Here is a 13,941-nt window from a genome sequence, read left to right on the forward strand (position 1 = left end):
GTAAAGGATATTTATGTCCTTTTTGTTAATTCTTCTACGGTCGCGGGCCCGCCGGTCGCCCGGGACGGCGCCGCGCACCGGGGGATGACACCGATGCGCGGAGCACCCCTCCAGCGTACGGGAGTTACTGGCCGACCCGGCCCGGCTGAAGCACCTTGGTGAACAGCACGGTGCCGTCCTGCTCGCGCAGACGGACCGTCAGCTCCCCGCTGTCCCCGTCGATGTCGACCTCGCCGAAGAACTGGTAGCCGTCGGCAGGGGAGACGTTGGCCGTGGCGGGTGCCTTGACGAAGACGCGGTCCGGACCGAACGTGCCGTCCAGCGCGTTCGCCGGGAAGGCGCCCGCGTTGAGCGGTCCGGAGACGAACTCCCAGAACGGCGCGAAGTCCTTGAACGCGGCGCGCGACGGGTCGTAGTGCTGCGCCGAGGTGTGGTGGACGTCGGCCGTCAGCCACACGGTGCCGGTGATCCGCCGGTGCTTGACGAACCGCAGCAACTCGGCGATCTGCAACTCACGGCCGAGCGGTGCGCCGGGGTCGCCCTGCGCGACCGCCTCGAAGTTCGGCCTGCCGTCCGTCCCGTCCGGCACGACCAGGCCGAGCGGCATGTCGGCGGCGAGCACCTTCCACACCGCCCGCGAGCGGGCCAGTTCGCGCTTGAGCCACTCCAGTTGTTCACGGCCGAGGATGCCCTGCGGGTCGGTGGTCTGGTCGTCCGGCGAGTTCGCGTTGCGGTACGTGCGCATGTCCAGGACGAAGACGTCCAGCAGCGGGCCGTGGTGCTGCACCCGGTGGATCCGGCCGCCCGGGCGGCGCAGGGTCGAGACGGGGAAGTACTCCGAGAACGCCCGCCGGGCGCGCGCGGCGAGCACGTCGATGTTCTTCTCGGTGTAACGGGCGTCGGCGAAGATCTCGCCCGGGAACCAGTTGTTGGTGACCTCGTGGTCGTCCCACTGGATGATGGAGGGGACCCGGGCGTTGAAGGCGCGCAGGTTCTCGTCCAGGAGGTTGTAGCGGAAGTTGCCGCGGAACTCCGCCAGGGTCTCGGCGACCTTCGCCTTCTCCTCGGTGGTGATGTTCCGCCAGGTCCGCCCGCCGGGCAGGGCCACGGTCTCGGTCAGCGGTCCGTCGGCGTAGATGGTGTCCCCGCTGCACAGGAAGAAGTCAGGGTCGAGGGCGGCCATCGCGTCGTAGATCCGGTAGCCGCCGAGCCCCGGGTTGATGCCCCAGCCCTGTCCGGCCAGGTCGCCGGACCAGACGAACCGCACGCCGTCGCGCCGTCGGGCCGACACGGTCCGGAAGGTGCCGGTCACCGGCTCGCCCGTGCGGCGCGGGTCGTCGGGGTCGGCGAGCAGCACGCGGTAGTGGACCTGCTCGCCGGCCGGCAGCCCGTGCAGCCGGGTGGTGCCGGTGAAGTCGGTGCCCGAGCCGAGCAGCGGACCGTGGAAGCGGCGCGCGCCCCGGAACGACTCCGTGGCCGCCGTCTCGACCACCATCCGCGCCGGACGGTCGGAGCGCACCCACACCAGCCCGGAGTGCGAGGTCACGTCCCCGGTCTGCACACCCCACCCCGCCGTGGGCCGCCCCGACAGGGCGAGGGCCGGCGCCGCGCCGCCGGCGGCGGGCAGGGTCAGTGCCGCGGACGCGGCCAACGAGCCGCGCAGAACGCCGCGGCGCCCGGGGAAGGGACTGTGTGACATGGAAGGGCCTCCTGGGACGGGAACCGGCCGGTGTGCACCGTCACACCTACTGGTGCGTCACAGCGCCCACGGAAACCACAGGTGAACAACTGGGCGCGGGAGGAGGCGTGGAGGCGCGCCGGGCGACGGATCCGGCGCGGGCAGGCCGGCAGGACGTCGAGGGAAAGGCGCGCCCGCCGACCGCGGGACTCGTGTGGCGAGAGGAGGCGAGAGGAGGCGGAGAGGAGGCGAGGCGCGCGTTCGGAGAGCGAGTGTCCCTGGCCTGCGCTGCGATCCCGGCCTGCGCGGGTGAACCGTCCCGGGTGGCCTGCGCCCGGCACCGTCCGGTCCGGGGACGGTCGGTCCGCGCCGGCTGGTGCACGACGCGCGGCCGGGGCCACCGTCGCGGCGGGCCCCGGCCGCGACGGTGGCCCGGTGGCCCGGTGGCCCGGTGGCCCGGTGGCCCGGTGGCCCGGTGGCCCGGCGGTCCGTCGAACCCCGGTCGCGGTCGGCCGTCGTGGCCGCCGGAAGCGCCCCGGCGCCGCACGCGGGGCACGAGAGGTGAGCGCGTCCGTCCCGGTCCTTCAGCGGCTGCCGTCCAGCAGTACGCGGGCGACGAGGGCCGGGTCGTCGTTCATCGGGCAGTGGCCGCAGCCGGGGAGGCGTACCAGGCGGGCCCTCGGGATGATCTGCTTGGCGCGGACGCCCTGGCGGCGCACGAGCAGCCAGTCCCGGGTGCCCCAGGCCACGGTGACCGGGATGCCGGGAATGTTGTCGGTGAACTGGACGGTCGTACCGGACCGCAGGGTCTGGTCGAACCCGGTGGCCCGGGCCAGCGCGAGCGTCTCGGCGACCACCGCCTCGGGTGAACGGCGGCCCGGGCGGGCGTAGATGGTGCTGGTGAGGGCCGTGCGGCCGGCCGCCGTACGCGACAGGCGCTCGACCAGGGGCAGCGGCAGCCGCTGGGAGATCCGTCGCATGGTCAGCAGCACGCCGAAGGCGTACCGCCGCTCGGCCTCCGACCAGAACCCGGCCGGGGACAGGGCGGTGACGGACCGTACGCGCTTCTCGCGGCCCAGTTCCAGGGCCAGCAGGCCGCCCAGCGAGTTGCCCGCGACGTGGGGGCGTTCGAGTTCCAGGGCCTCGCAGAAGGCGCCGAACACCGAGGTCGTGGTGGGCAGGTCGTAGGCGAGCCCGTCGGGCAGGGCCGGGGACGCGCCGAACCCGGGCAGGTCCACCGCGATCACGTCCCGCTCGGTGGCGAGGATGTCCACCACGGGGTCCCAGGCCTGCCGGTGGTGCCCGATGCCGTGCAGCAGGAGCAGCGGCTCGCCGCGCCCCACGCGCGCGTAGGAGACGGTGACGGGCTGCGGGCCGCGGGGAGAGGGGACCGTGAAGGAGACGGTGGCGGACATGGGAGCTCCTCGTCGCAACGGGCTGACGGACTGGCTTACTGACGGACTGGGTTACTGACGGGCTGACGGGATGGCCGGCCGGCGGACCGACGGCCGGCCGGCGGCTGACGGGACGCGGGGTCCGGGCGGGCCGGCGGATCCGCGTAGACAGCTTGTCAGCAATTACTACCCACGGGTAGCCCCCGGTTCCGCGCCGTCTGGACACCGGCAGACGCGTCGGATGGGATGGGCGCCGTGACCGCAGACACCGTGACCGACGTCTTCGAAGAGCACCGCCCCCTCCTCCTGGGCGTCGCCTATCGCATGCTCGGGCGCGTCGCCGACGCGGAGGACGTGGTCCAGGACGCCTGGCTGCGCTGGTCGGCCGCCGACCGCACCGACGTGCGTGAACCCCGCGCCTACCTGGTCCGCGTCACCACCCGCCTCGCCCTGGACCGCCTCGGCCGCATCAAGGCCCGCAACGAGGCGTACATCGGCCCCTGGCTGCCCGAGCCGTACGTCACCGACTTCGGCGACACCGTCCAGGACACCGCCGAACGGGCCGTCCTCGCCGACTCCGTCTCCCTCGCCGTCCTCGTCGTCCTGGAGTCGCTGTCCCCGCTGGAGCGCGCGGTGTTCGTCCTGCGGGAGGCCTTCGGCTACCCGTACGCCGAGATCGGCGCCGTCCTCGACCGGACCGAGTCCGCGGTGCGCCAACTGGCCGGCCGCGCCCGCCGGCACGTGGCGGAACGGCGGCCCCGCTACGAGGTCGACCCCGTGCAGCGCCGCGAGCTCACCGAGCGGTTCCTCGCCGCCGCCGCGGACGGAGACCTGGAGGGCCTGATGGCGCTGCTCGCGCCGGACGCGCGTCTCGTCGGCGACAGCGGCGGCAAGGCGAAGGCGCCGCTGCGGGTGGTGGAGAGCGCCGACCGCGTCGGCCGGTTCCTCATCGGCGCGGCCCGCAAGGGCATCCCGGACCTGTCCTTCCGCTTCCTGGAGATCAACGGCGGCCTCGCCGCGCTGGCCCTGTCCGGGGACAAGCCGGACACCGTCTTCCAGCTCGACGTCGCCGAGGGCCGCATCCAGGCCGTGTACGTCATCCGCAACCCCGACAAGCTGCGCGCACTGGCCGCCTGACGGCGCGTCCGGCCGCCCCGGCCCCCGTCCCCACGACGGGGGCTTTGCCCTGGCGGATTGGTCTTGACCAAGGATGGGGGCCGCCCTATGGTCGGCAGACAAGTGCAACAACCTTTAATAAACAAGGGCGCGAAAACGCCGCAGTACCACGGCGATTGCGGAGGACAGGGTGGGGACCACGCAACTGGAATCGGTACCGGAACCGAAGTACTGGCATCTCAAGACCGTGCTCAGCGAGGCACTCGACTCGGAGTTCACGGTCGGCGAGATCCTGCCGAACGAGCGCGAGCTCGCCGCCCGCTTCGGCGTCGCGCGCGCCACGCTCCGGCAGGCGCTGGAGCAGCTCGAGCTGGAGGGCCGACTCCAGCGCCGCCGCGGCGTCGGCACCACCGTCGCGCCGCCCCGCGTGGGCGTCGACGTGGGCAGCGAACGACAGACCTGGCCCGGCGCGGCCGGTGACACGTGGCAACCCGTCGACTGCACGGTCGCGGCCCCGCCGGCGGGAGTCGCCGACACCCTGGGCGCCGACCGCGACCGACCCGTGCACATCGTGCGCCGCTCGCGGGTGTCCCACGGCCGGCCCGTCGCCGCGGAACTCCTCTACGTGCCGCAGTCGTCGGTGCCCGATCTCACCGCGATCGACGCCCCGTCCGGGCCGGCACGGGCGCGTGCGGTGCTGCGCGAACTCCAGCGCCTGACGCTGGAGGGTCAGGACCGTGCCGTGGAGCTCGGCTCGGCCCGCGCGGACGACGCGAAGGAACTCGACCGGCTGCCCGGCGCCCCGGTCCTCGTCGTCACCACCCGCTTCTTCGCCGGGCGACGCACCGTGGCGCTCTCCGTCGCCACCTACCGCGCGGACACCTGCCGGCTGACGTTCGGCGCGTCCGGCGGCGTGGAGATCCACCACGGCCCGGAACGGCAGGCGTCCTGAGGCGGACACAGCAGGCGTCCTGACGCCGGAACAACGGGCGTCCTGACGGCCGACACCCTCGTCCGGCCCGTACGGCAGACTCCCTGAACGGTCTGCACCGGGCCACCGAGCGCACCGCCCGTCGCGCCCCGGAACTCCTCCGGGGCGCGACGCGTCTCACGGACGACCCGCCGCGGCGCGGCCCGTCACCGTCCCCTCCACGGCGAAGAGCTGCTCCTCGACATGGTCGAGGGCGAGCCGCAGGGCCCCCGTCGCCACAGCCGCCTCCCCGAGCAGCGACAGAACCACCCTCGGCGGCCGCAGACAGTACCGCGCCAACTCCCGCCGCAGCGGCTCCAGTACGCCGTCCAGTCCGGCCGCCCAGCCACCGACGACAACCAGCTCGGGGTCGAGGGCGAGGACCAGCGCAGCCACATCGTGGACGAGCCGCTGGAGGAAGCGGTCCACGGCCGCCCGGGCCCGCTGGTCGCCCTCGCGGGCCTGCGCGAAGACCTCGGCGACCGCCTGCTCGTCCAGCGGGTGCAGCGGCTCGTCCGTCGTGGACAGCAGCGTCTCCGGGGTCACCTCCCGCCCCAGCAGATGCAGCGCGCCGATCTCACCGGCCGCCCCGCCGTACCCCCGGTGCAGCCGCCCCCCGATCAGCGAACCGGCGCCCGGGCTCAGTCCCGCCAGCACGAACACCACATCGTCGGACTCGATGGCGGAGCCCTTCCAGTGCTCGGCCACGGCCGCCGCGTTGGCGTCGTTCTCCACCAGCACCGGGCACCTGAAGGAGCGGCTCAGCCGCTCGCCCAGCCGCAGCCCCGTCCACTGGGGCAGCGCGGTGCCCAGCCGTACCGTCCCGTCGGCCTCGACGATCCCGGGCGTGCCGACGCCCACGGCCCGCAGGGAACCGCGCGGGACGCCCGCCCGGCGCAGCAACTCGGCGACCGCGGTGCGCAGTCGCTCCAGCCGCTCGTCGGCGGGTGCCTTCTCGTCGACCTCCCTGGCCTGCGCGCCCAGCACCCGCCCGTCCAGGTCGGACAGGAGCGCGGCCACCCGGTGCGCCCCGATCTCCAGCCCCAGCAGATGGCCGGCCTCCGCGCGGAACCGGAACCGCCGCGCCGGCCGCCCCTGCCGCCGCGCGGCGCCCTCCTCGGCCGCCTTCTCGACGACGAGACCGGCGCCGATGAGATCCTCGACGACCCCCTCGACGGTCGGCCGGGACAGACCGGTCACCCGGGTGATCTCCGTCAGCGTCGCGCAGTCGGCGGCACGCAGCGCGTGCAGCACCACCGCGGAGTTGATCCTTCGCAGCAGCGAGGGATCCCCGCCGGTCAGCCGCCCCAACGTCCGTCCTCCCAGCTCGTGCGCGTGTTGGGCGGATCGTACTCGGCGCGGCGGACCCCGGCGAGTGCGGAATCCCCACTGGGGCGCGCCGGCTCAGTCCGTCCCCGCGAACCCCGACTCGTACGCCGTGATCACCGCCTGTGTGCGGTCCCGGGCCCCGAGCTTCGACAGCACCGCGCTCACATGCGACTTGACCGTCTCCGCCCCGACGACCAGCCGCGCGGCGATCTCCGCGTTGGACAGTCCCCGGGCCATCAGCCGCAGCACCTCGGACTCCCGCTCGGTCAGCCGGGCCCGCTCCAGCACGTCCCTGGCCGCCAGGTTGCCGCGCCCGTCGCCGTACTCGGCGGCGAGCCGCCGCACCGACGCCGGGAACAGCAGCGACTCGCCCTCGGCGACCAGCCGCACCGCGTGCACGATCTCGGCCGGCCGGGCCCGCTTCAGCAGAAACCCGTCCGCCCCGGCCCGCAGCGCCTCGTACACGTACTCGTCGTTCTCGAAGGTCGTCACCACGAGGATCTTCGGCGGCTCCGGCACCGTCCGCAGCACCGCCCGCGTGGCCTCGATGCCGTCCATGAGCGGCATGCGTACGTCCATGGCCACCACGTCGGGCCGCAACCGCCGCACCAGCGGGATCACCGCCGCGCCGTCGGCCGCCTCCCCGACCACCTCGATGTCGGGCTGCGCCTCCAGCACGGCCCGCAGACCCGCGCGGACCAGGGATTCGTCGTCGACGAGGAGTACGGTCACCGGCATCAGGCCAGCGTAGATCAGCGCAGCGGCAGCTCCGCCCGCACCTGCCAGTCGCCCTCGTGCGGACCGGTGTGCGCGTGACCGCCGAGGAGGGCCGCGCGCTCGCGTATCCCGCGCAGGCCGCTTCCGCGGCCGGGCCCGCGTATGCCGGCGGTGAGCGGATTGCGGACCTCGAGGGCGAGGGTGTCGCCGGCGACCTCGATGCGGACCCGGACCGGAACGGCCCCCGCGTGCCGCAGCACGTTGGTCAGCGACTCCTGGAGGATGCGGTAGCCCTCGCGGGAGACCGGGCCGGGCACGGTGGCCACGGGCCCGGTGAGCTCGGCCTCGACCTTCGCCCCGGAGGCGCGGGCGGACTCCAGCAGCCGGTCGGCGTTCGTGAGCGTCGGCCGACTGCCGACCGGACGCTCCGACTCGCGCAGGATGCCGAGGACGCGCTCCAGGTCCTCCAGGGCCGCCCTGCCCGTCTCCTCGATCGCGTCCAGGGCCCGATCGGTGAACGCGGGATCGCCCGCGGCCCGTGCGGCGCCCGCCTGGACGACGGCGACCGTCAGCGCGTGACCGATCGAGTCGTGCAGCTCCCGCGCGATGCGGTTGCGCTCCAAAAGCTGCTCGGTGCGCTCCTCCAGGGCGGCGAGCCGCTCCGTGGCGGACGGGCCCAGCAGCCGCCGGGCGACGGCCGTGACCAGCTCGCCCAGGCCGACGACGAGTCCGTACAGCGCGAGCAGCGGCAGCGGCACCAGGAGAGCCGACCACCCAGGCTGTGCCACCTCGGCGAGGCCGGGAATGTCGTCGGTCACGCGCCCGCACGCGATCTCGGCCAGTTCGAACGCGAGGATCGGCAGCCAGACGGAGCCGACCGCGGCCACCGCCCCCAGAGCCATGCGCACTTCCAGCCACAGCACCACGCGCAGCCGGTCCCGCCAGGCCGTCGCCGGAGCCACGGAGAACCCCGGATCCCGCTCGTCGGGCGTCAGCAGCAGCTGCGCCTGCACCCCCTCGCCCCTGCGCACCGCCGGAATCAGCCCGACCGGGATCATCATGAGCAGGGGCACCCACGGGCGCGTCGGGGCGATGAACATCCACACGCTCACGACCAGCACCGGCACCCACAGGTGCAGCAGTCGTGTGTACGTCGTCCCCCGCAGCAGCGGGCGCAGCAAGCGGCCCATGCGGACATCGTGGCAGGCGCCACTGACAACCGGCCTCCCCCGGGCGGGGGAGACGAACTCCTCCGGCGGGGGAGGACCGGATCCCGGCCGGCCGCCAGAGTGGTCGCCATGACCAGCATCGACATCCACCACCTCACCAAGGAGTACGGCACCCGGCGGGCCGTGGACCGGCTCACCTTCCGCGTCCTGCCCGGCCGCGTCACCGGCTTCCTCGGCCCGAACGGCGCCGGCAAGTCCACCACCCTGCGCCTCGTCCTCGGCCTCGACCGGCCGACCTCGGGAACCGCCACGATCGGCGGCCGTCCCTACGCCACGCTGCCCGACCCCCTGCGCCACGTCGGCGCCCTGCTCGACGCCCAGGCCCCGCACGGCTCCCGCACCGGCCGCGACCACCTGCGCGTCCTCGCCGCGAGCAACCGCGTCCCCGTCCGCCGGGTCGACGAGGTGCTGGAGGAGACCGGGCTCGCCCCTGCCGCGCGCCGCCGGGTGACGACGTACTCCCTGGGCATGCGCCAGCGGCTGGGCATCGCGGCGGCGCTGCTCGGCGACCCCGAGGTGGTGCTGCTCGACGAGCCGTCCAACGGCCTGGACCCCGAAGGCATCGTCTGGATCCGCGCGTTGCTGCGCCGGCTCGCCGCGCAGGGACGCACCGTGCTGGTCTCCAGCCACCTCATGAACGAGACCGCCTCCTTCGCCGACCACCTCGTCGTCCTCGGCCGGGGCCGCCTGCTGGCCGACACCCCGATGCGGGAGTTCATCGACGCGCGCGTACGGCCCCGCGTACGGATCCGCACCAGCGACCCCACCGCGCTCGGAACCGCCCTCGCCCGCCACGGCCACGACGCCGTCGCCCACGCCGACGGGCACTGGAGCGTGGACCACGCGCGCGTGGACGACATCGGCCGCCTCGCGTCCGAGGCCGGTGTCCCGCTGCTCGAACTGACCGCCGAGGAAGGCACGCTGGAGCAGGCCTACCTCGATCTGACCGCCACCGAGGCCGAGTTCACGGCTCAGCCGCAGGAGGCCTGACCATGGCGTTCCAGCCCGCTCTCCACGCCGAGTGGCTCAAGATCCGTACGCTGCGGTCGCAGGTCGGCGGCCTGGCGGCGGTCCTGCTCGCCACCGTCGCCTTCTCCGCGCCGGTCGCCGCCGGCACGGGTGGCGACGACTCCGACCCGCTCTTCTCCGTCTTCTTCGGCGTCACCTTCGGCCAGATCGCGGCGATCGCGTTCGGGACGACGGCCGTGGCGGCCGAGTTCCAGGGCGGCGCGCTGCGGGTGTCACTGGCCGCGGTGCCGCGCCGCGGCCTCTGGTTCGCCGCCAAGCTGACGGCGATCGCGCTGCCCGTCCTCGCCGTCGGTCTGGCCACGGGCTTCGTGACCCTGGCGGTGGGCGGTGCGGTGCTGGGCGACAGGGCCGACGGGTTCACCACGGCCGAGGGCGTACGGGCCGCCGTCGGCTGCGGCATCCACCTCACGCTGATGGCCCTGCTCGCCGCCGGTCTGACGGCCGTCCTGCGCAGCGGAGTGGCCGCGCTCGGCCTGCTCATCCCGTTCCTGCTGATCGTGTCCTTCGTGGTCGGCGACCTGTCCGGCAGCCTCGCCGACTTCCTGCCCGACCGGGCCGGCCAAGTGGTGCTCCACGGACGGTGGGAGGGCGCCCTGGGACCGTGGACCGGCCTCGCGGTGACCGCCGTGTGGACGGCGGCGGCGCTCACGGCGGGGACGTGGCGGGTGCGGCGCGGGGACGCCTGAGCCCGCCGGTGCGCTGACGCCCCGCCACTTGCCCGTGGCCGTGGCCTCACTGATTGTCAGTGGCGGCCGCTTTACTGGATCGCATGGACATCGCGCGCTGTCTCGCCACCATCGACCTGCTGTGCGCCCGGGACTTCCCCGCAGAGCACGGCAGGACCGACGTGGGCACGGGAGGACCCGGCTATCTCGTCGCCGAGTTACAGACCAGCGGCGACTTCTGGGAGGACGACGGGACGGAGCGGGAGAGGACGGAGGAGCAGTACGAGGCCGACCGGGACGGACTGACGGAGCGGCTGACCGACCGCTGGGGCCCACCGCACCACATCAGCCTGGCGAGCGCGCTGGAGCGCTCCATGGACGGCGAGGACATACCCGAGCCCTGGGCCTCCCTCAGCGCGCACGTGCCCGACGTCCACCTGTGGCAGTCACCGGACAGCGCACGCTGGATAGCCCTCGGAGTCTCCCAGTGGGGCGCGGAGCTGCCGTTCCAGCTCCTCGCCGTCGTCACCGAGACGGATCCGCCGTAGCGGGCGGCGGCATCTCCGCCGCGACCCGCAGCCGCGCGTACTCCTCCGCCATGGTCGCCGCCGTCCAATGGGCGTTCAGCCCACTGGGATTGGGCAGCACCCACACGCGCGTGTCCCCGATGACCCGCTCCTGCGGACCCACCCGCGCGGTGCGGTCGTCGAAGGCGGCCCGGTAGGCGGTGACGCCCACCACCGCCAGCCAGCGCGGCTTCAGCCGGACCACCTTCTCGGCCAGCAGGCGCCCGCCCTCGCGGTACTCCCGCGCCGTCAGTTCGTCGGCCCGGGCGGTCGCCCGCGCGACCACGTTCGTGATGCCGAGCCCGTACGCCAGCAGCTCCCGCTGCTCCGCCGGCTTCATCAGCCTCGGTGTGAAACCGGACAGGTGCAGGACCGGCCAGAAGCGGTTGCCCGGGCGGGCGAAGTGGTGGCCGGTCGCCGCCGTCATCAACCCCGGGTTGATGCCGCAGAACAGCACACGCAGACCGCCCGCGACCACGTCCGGGACGAGACGGTCGCGGGCGGCCTCCAGTTGCGCCTGGGTGAAGCGGGTCAGAGGATCGCTCCCGGGGTGTAGCCCGCGGCCTCCGGGCGCTGCTTCACGATCTCCTCGATCCGGCCGACGACGATGGCCACCTGGTCGGCGGCGGCGCCGGTGAAGGACAGCTTGTCGGCCATCAGCGCGTCGAGCCGCGCCCGGTCCAGGGGGATGCGCTCGTCGGCGGCGAGCTTGTCCAGCAGCTCGTTGCGCTCGGCGCCCTGCTCGCGCATCGCCAGCGCTGAGGCGACGGCGTTCTCCTTGATCGCCTCGTGCGCGACCTCGCGGCCGACGCCCGCGCGCACCGCGCCCATCAGCACCTTGGTGGTGGCGAGGAACGGCAGGTAGCGGTCCAGCTCACGCGAGACGACCGCGGGGAAGGCGCCGAACTCGTCGAGCACCGTCAGGAACGTCTCCAGCAGGCCGTCCAGGGCGAAGAACGCGTCGGGGAGGGCGACCCGGCGCACCACCGAGCAGGACACGTCGCCCTCGTTCCACTGGTCGCCCGCCAGCTCGCCGGTCATCGACGCGTAGCCGCGCAGGACGACCATCAGACCGTTGACGCGCTCGCAGGAGCGGGTGTTCATCTTGTGCGGCATCGCCGAGGAGCCGACCTGACCCGGCTTGAACCCCTCGGTGACCAGCTCGTGCCCGGCCATCAGCCGGATCGTCTTCGCCAGCGACGACGGCGCCGCCGCCACCTGCACCAGCGCGGTGACGACCTCGTAGTCCAGCGAGCGCGGGTAGACCTGGCCGACCGAGGTGAACGCCTGGGAGAAGCCGAGGTGGTCGGCGATCCGCTGCTCCAGGTCGGCCAGCTTCGCGGCGTCCCCGCCGAGCAGGTCGAGCATGTCCTGCGCGGTGCCGACCGGGCCCTTGATGCCCCGCAGCGGGTAGCGGTCGAGCAGCTCCTCGACCCGGCCGTACGCCACGAGCAGCTCGTCGGCCGCGGTCGCGAAACGCTTGCCGAGGGTGGTGGCCTGGGCGGCCACGTTGTGCGAACGGCCGGCCATGACCAGCTCGGCGTACTCGGCGGCCAGCTTGCCCAGCCGGGCCAGGACGGCCACCGTGCGGTCGCGCATCAGCTCCAGGGAGAGGCGGATCTGGAGCTGCTCGACGTTCTCCGTGAGGTCGCGGGAGGTCATGCCCTTGTGCACGTGCTCGTGCCCGGCGAGGTCGTTGAACTCCTCGATCCGGGCCTTCACGTCGTGCCGCGTGACCTTTTCGCGCTCGGCGATCGAGGCCAGGTCGACCTGGTCGAGGACACGCTCGTAGTCGGCGATCGCCGCGTCCGGCACCTCGATCCCGAGGTCCTTCTGCGCCCGCAGCACGGCGAGCCAGAGCTGACGCTCCAGCTTCACCTTCTGCTCGGGCGACCAGAGCGTGGCGAGCTCGGCGGAGGCGTAGCGTCCGGCGAGGACGTTCGGGATGCGGGGCTTGGCGGGAGCGGAAGTCACGTGTACGGATTCTACTGGCGGTTCGTGCAGGCCAGCGCCATGACCCCGTTCGGCGGAACGTACGAGACCTGCGTCACGGCCCGGCTTCGGCGAGCTCGGCCAGGACGTCCGCGTGGCACAGCTCGGGCGCGCACCAGCAGGCCAGGGTCTTCCCCCGCAGCCCGGGCACCAGCTCCAGCAGTTCCGGCCGCTCCAGCAGACGGGCCCGGTACCTCGCCATCACCTCGGCGCGGGTGCCGTCCCGCTTCTTCGCCGGGGTGTCGGGGGCGAAGGGGTTGGAGAGCGGGTGCCCCGGGAGGTCCCAGCCTCCCAGGGTCCACCGGCGGCCGACGTACACGACGTCCTCGGGGGCGTCCCGCAGCCGGGGACCGAACTCGTGGATCCGGCCCCGGAGGCTGATCACCCGCGTGGTCATCGCGCACCCGCTCCGTAACACCTGCGTAGAGCGCCTGCTCGAGAGCGCCTACTCCAGGTTCTCGTACCGCAGCAGCTCGGGCCGCTTGGGGGGCAGGCCGTCGCCGGACGAGCGGCCGGTCAGCCGTCGTGCGATCCACGGCAGCAGGTGCTGCCGGGCGAACCGGGCGTCCGCCACGCGCCGGGTGAGCCAGCCGGGCGGCGGCGTCGCCGGCATCGGTGTGTGCCACTCGGTGTCCTCGGGGTCGTAGCCGAGGCCCTGCCAGACCGCCTCGGCGACCCGGCGGTGGCCCTCGGCCGTCAGGTGCAGCCGGTCCACGTCCCACAGCCGCGGGTCGCCCAGGGACGGGGCGCCGTACAGGTCGACGACCAGGGCGCCGTGCCGGGCGGCGAGGTCGTCGACGCAGGCGAACAGCTCCTCCATGCGCGGCCGGAACCGCTCCAGGACCGGGCCCCGGCGGCCGGGACTGCGCATCAGCACCAGCTGCTTGCAGGACGGGGCGAGCCGCTCCACGGCCTCGGTCAGCAGGCCCCGCACGCGCCCCATGTCGCACTTGGGGCGCAGCGTGTCGTTGAGTCCGCCGACCAGGGTGATCACATCGGCGCCCATCGCGGCCGCCACGTCCACCTGTTCCTCGACGATCTGCGCGATCAGCTTGCCCCGCACCGCGAGGTTGGCGTACCGGAAGCCGGGCGTGTGGGCGGCCATCCGGCCCGCCAGGAGGTCCGCCCAGCCCCGGTAGGTGCCGTCGGGCATCAGGTCCGACATGCCCTCGGTGAAGGAGTCGCCGACCGCGACCAGGCTGGAGTACGGGGGTGTGGTGTTCGTCTGCATGGCGTCAGCGATGGTAACCCGTTCA

General features: G+C 73.7%; 14 protein-coding genes. 5 read left to right on the plus strand and 9 right to left on the minus strand.

Going from position 1 to position 13,941, the window contains the following annotated elements:
• Window positions 1–124: 124 nt before the first annotated feature.
• Both ACF1A1_RS25585 and ACF1A1_RS25590 read right to left on the minus strand, forming a co-directional pair.
• Entirely contained in the window at window positions 125–1,699 is a 1,575-nt protein-coding gene (locus tag ACF1A1_RS25585) for an alkaline phosphatase D family protein (protein WP_392003048.1), read from the minus strand.
• 563 nt (window positions 1,700–2,262) lie between these two features.
• On the minus strand, window positions 2,263–3,093 hold the full coding sequence (locus ACF1A1_RS25590; protein WP_392003050.1) for an alpha/beta fold hydrolase: 831 nt from the start codon (window positions 3,091–3,093) through the stop codon (window positions 2,263–2,265).
• 234 nt (window positions 3,094–3,327) lie between these two features.
• On the opposite strand from ACF1A1_RS25590, the gene ACF1A1_RS25595 reads away from it, so the two are divergent.
• Both ACF1A1_RS25595 and ACF1A1_RS25600 read left to right on the plus strand, forming a co-directional pair.
• Window positions 3,328–4,209: an RNA polymerase sigma-70 factor gene (locus ACF1A1_RS25595; RefSeq protein WP_392003051.1), complete on the plus strand. Its 882-nt coding sequence runs from the start codon at window positions 3,328–3,330 to the stop codon at window positions 4,207–4,209.
• A 169-nt stretch (window positions 4,210–4,378) separates the two neighbouring features.
• Window positions 4,379–5,140 carry a GntR family transcriptional regulator gene (locus ACF1A1_RS25600; protein ID WP_392003052.1) on the plus strand — a complete coding sequence of 254 codons (762 nt, stop codon included), beginning with the start codon at window positions 4,379–4,381 and terminating at the stop codon, window positions 5,138–5,140.
• Window positions 5,141–5,296: 156 nt separating this feature from the next.
• Here the strand turns inward: ACF1A1_RS25600 and ACF1A1_RS25605 are convergent, their stop codons facing one another.
• The 3 genes from ACF1A1_RS25605 to ACF1A1_RS25615 form a co-directional block, all read right to left on the minus strand.
• On the minus strand, window positions 5,297–6,469 hold the full coding sequence (locus ACF1A1_RS25605) for an ROK family transcriptional regulator (RefSeq protein ID WP_392003054.1): 1,173 nt from the start codon (window positions 6,467–6,469) through the stop codon (window positions 5,297–5,299).
• A 93-nt stretch (window positions 6,470–6,562) separates the two neighbouring features.
• Window positions 6,563–7,225, minus strand: a complete 663-nt coding sequence (locus ACF1A1_RS25610; RefSeq protein WP_392003055.1) for a response regulator — start codon at window positions 7,223–7,225, stop codon at window positions 6,563–6,565.
• 14 nt (window positions 7,226–7,239) lie between these two features.
• Window positions 7,240–8,394, minus strand: a complete 1,155-nt coding sequence (locus tag ACF1A1_RS25615; protein ID WP_392003056.1) for a sensor histidine kinase — start codon at window positions 8,392–8,394, stop codon at window positions 7,240–7,242.
• 108 nt (window positions 8,395–8,502) lie between these two features.
• On the opposite strand from ACF1A1_RS25615, the gene ACF1A1_RS25620 reads away from it, so the two are divergent.
• From ACF1A1_RS25620 to ACF1A1_RS25630, 3 genes are all read left to right on the plus strand, one after another.
• Entirely contained in the window at window positions 8,503–9,423 is a 921-nt protein-coding gene (locus ACF1A1_RS25620) for an ABC transporter ATP-binding protein (protein WP_392003058.1), read from the plus strand.
• A 2-nt stretch (window positions 9,424–9,425) separates the two neighbouring features.
• Entirely contained in the window at window positions 9,426–10,148 is a 723-nt protein-coding gene (locus ACF1A1_RS25625) for an ABC transporter permease (protein ID WP_392003060.1), read from the plus strand.
• A gap of 83 nt (window positions 10,149–10,231) precedes the next feature.
• Entirely contained in the window at window positions 10,232–10,675 is a 444-nt protein-coding gene (locus ACF1A1_RS25630) for a hypothetical protein (RefSeq protein ID WP_392003061.1), read from the plus strand.
• On the opposite strand, the gene mug is transcribed toward ACF1A1_RS25630, so the two are convergent.
• The 4 genes from mug to ACF1A1_RS25650 all read right to left on the minus strand — a co-directional run bounded on the left by mug (window position 10,653) and on the right by ACF1A1_RS25650 (window position 13,916).
• Window positions 10,653–11,228: a G/U mismatch-specific DNA glycosylase gene (gene mug / locus ACF1A1_RS25635; RefSeq protein ID WP_392003353.1), complete on the minus strand. Its 576-nt coding sequence runs from the start codon at window positions 11,226–11,228 to the stop codon at window positions 10,653–10,655. The genes ACF1A1_RS25630 and mug overlap by 23 nt on opposite strands.
• Window positions 11,225–12,667 (minus strand): adenylosuccinate lyase, encoded by a 1,443-nt coding sequence (gene purB, locus ACF1A1_RS25640; protein ID WP_392003063.1) that lies wholly within the window; start codon window positions 12,665–12,667, stop codon window positions 11,225–11,227. The genes mug and purB overlap by 4 nt, the downstream gene beginning before the upstream one ends.
• A 73-nt stretch (window positions 12,668–12,740) precedes the next feature.
• Window positions 12,741–13,082 carry a DUF4326 domain-containing protein gene (locus ACF1A1_RS25645; protein ID WP_392003065.1) on the minus strand — a complete coding sequence of 114 codons (342 nt, stop codon included), beginning with the start codon at window positions 13,080–13,082 and terminating at the stop codon, window positions 12,741–12,743.
• Window positions 13,083–13,130: 48 nt separating this feature from the next.
• The gene (locus ACF1A1_RS25650; protein WP_392003067.1) at window positions 13,131–13,916 is read right to left on the minus strand and encodes an SGNH/GDSL hydrolase family protein; all 786 of its coding nucleotides are present in this window, start codon (window positions 13,914–13,916) and stop codon (window positions 13,131–13,133) included.
• Window positions 13,917–13,941: the final 25 nt, after the last annotated feature.

The organism is Streptomyces sp. NPDC014995 (assembly GCF_043080745.1).
In the GTDB taxonomy this organism is placed as follows: domain Bacteria; phylum Actinomycetota; class Actinomycetes; order Streptomycetales; family Streptomycetaceae; genus Streptomyces.

Bases quoted from the DNA above. Each gene is read 5' to 3' on its own strand.
- ACF1A1_RS25585 (WP_392003048.1), bottom strand. From the start codon at position 1,699: ATGTCACACAGTCCCTTCCCCGGGCGCCGCGGCGTTCTGCGCGGCTCG.
- ACF1A1_RS25590 (WP_392003050.1), bottom strand. From the start codon at position 3,093: ATGTCCGCCACCGTCTCCTTCACGGTCCCCTCTCCCCGCGGCCCGCAG.
- ACF1A1_RS25610 (WP_392003055.1), bottom strand. From the start codon at position 7,225: ATGCCGGTGACCGTACTCCTCGTCGACGACGAATCCCTGGTCCGCGCG.
- ACF1A1_RS25615 (WP_392003056.1), bottom strand. From the start codon at position 8,394: ATGGGCCGCTTGCTGCGCCCGCTGCTGCGGGGGACGACGTACACACGA.
- ACF1A1_RS25620 (WP_392003058.1), top strand. From the start codon at position 8,503: ATGACCAGCATCGACATCCACCACCTCACCAAGGAGTACGGCACCCGG.
- ACF1A1_RS25625 (WP_392003060.1), top strand. From the start codon at position 9,426: ATGGCGTTCCAGCCCGCTCTCCACGCCGAGTGGCTCAAGATCCGTACG.
- ACF1A1_RS25630 (WP_392003061.1), top strand. From the start codon at position 10,232: ATGGACATCGCGCGCTGTCTCGCCACCATCGACCTGCTGTGCGCCCGG.
- ACF1A1_RS25645 (WP_392003065.1), bottom strand. From the start codon at position 13,082: ATGACCACGCGGGTGATCAGCCTCCGGGGCCGGATCCACGAGTTCGGT.
- ACF1A1_RS25650 (WP_392003067.1), bottom strand. From the start codon at position 13,916: ATGCAGACGAACACCACACCCCCGTACTCCAGCCTGGTCGCGGTCGGC.